This window comes from Photorhabdus sp. S10-54 (genome assembly GCF_963878145.1).
Classification (GTDB): domain Bacteria; phylum Pseudomonadota; class Gammaproteobacteria; order Enterobacterales; family Enterobacteriaceae; genus Photorhabdus; species Photorhabdus kayaii.
Window position 1 is genome coordinate 1 of record NZ_CAWNXG010000153.1, and the last position, 963, is coordinate 963.

Consider the following 963-nt stretch of genomic DNA (forward strand, 5'->3'; position numbering starts at 1 on the left):
CCCACGCAGGGGACGAAACTGGCTTATGGCTGGATGCGTAAAGGTCAGAAAACCGCGGTGAAAACCACGGGAAGCCGTACCCGTCTGAACCTGATGGGTGCCCTTAATCTGGCTGATATTAGTAAAACGGTAGTACGCGAGTATGACCGTATCGACAGTTATCACATCGCCGAGTTTTTCATTGCCATCCGTGAGACCTATCCGGTCAGTCAGAAGGTTCATATTATCCTTGACGGAGCCGGTTACCACCAAAGCAGGCTGGTGAAAGACTGGACTTATGTGATGAATATTGAGCTTCATTACCTGCCGCCGTACAGCCCGAATCTGAACCCGATAGAAAGGCTGTGGAAGGTGATGAATGAACAAGTCAGGAATAACCGTTATTTCGCCTCGACGACCTTGTTCAAGCAGGCAATACATCGCTTTTTTACGGAAATATTACCGGAACTGGCCGGGAACCTGTCGTGCCGTATTAATGACAACTTCCAGGTTATGAATCCTGCATCTTCAAGTTAAGCGGGTATATACACGAAATACACTTAAATGATCTAGATCGCTCAGTTTGGTCATTCTGGCATAGTATACTTAATAATACTGAACAGTTCATTGATAAAATAATGGCAACATCGGTTACCATAGAAGAATGGCACAAACAGAGGGAGATACAAAATAATAAAGACAACTACAATGATTTTGAATTGGGATTTTCTTCATTTTTTCTGAACCGAACCAACCGATCAGGAATCATTTTAAAAGCGGGAGTCATCGGGGGGGGGGTAGAACAGAAAAGTAAATATTCCTTAGATTGTAGATTCAATAAAAAAGGGTTAATAGATCAGGGCGGGATTCCACTTTGTATTTAATTTAATCAAAGATAAGTTGACTACGGAATTCCTCTGACCAAATGGCTCTTCGACGTTTAGCCGCCTGACTGTCTTTTATACTGGTATTCTGTTTAATCAC

The 963-nt window shown here is 42.9% G+C and carries 2 protein-coding genes; both read left to right on the forward strand.

Features of this window, described 5'->3' with window-relative positions:
* The coding region (locus tag AACQ83_RS24245; protein WP_112879930.1) for an IS630 family transposase at window positions 1–516 on the forward strand (516 nt) is incomplete at its 5' end.
* Between the two features lie 101 nt (window positions 517–617).
* On the forward strand, window positions 618–863 hold the full coding sequence (locus tag AACQ83_RS24250) for a hypothetical protein (protein WP_192881119.1): 246 nt from the start codon (window positions 618–620) through the stop codon (window positions 861–863).
* Window positions 864–963: the final 100 nt, after the last annotated feature.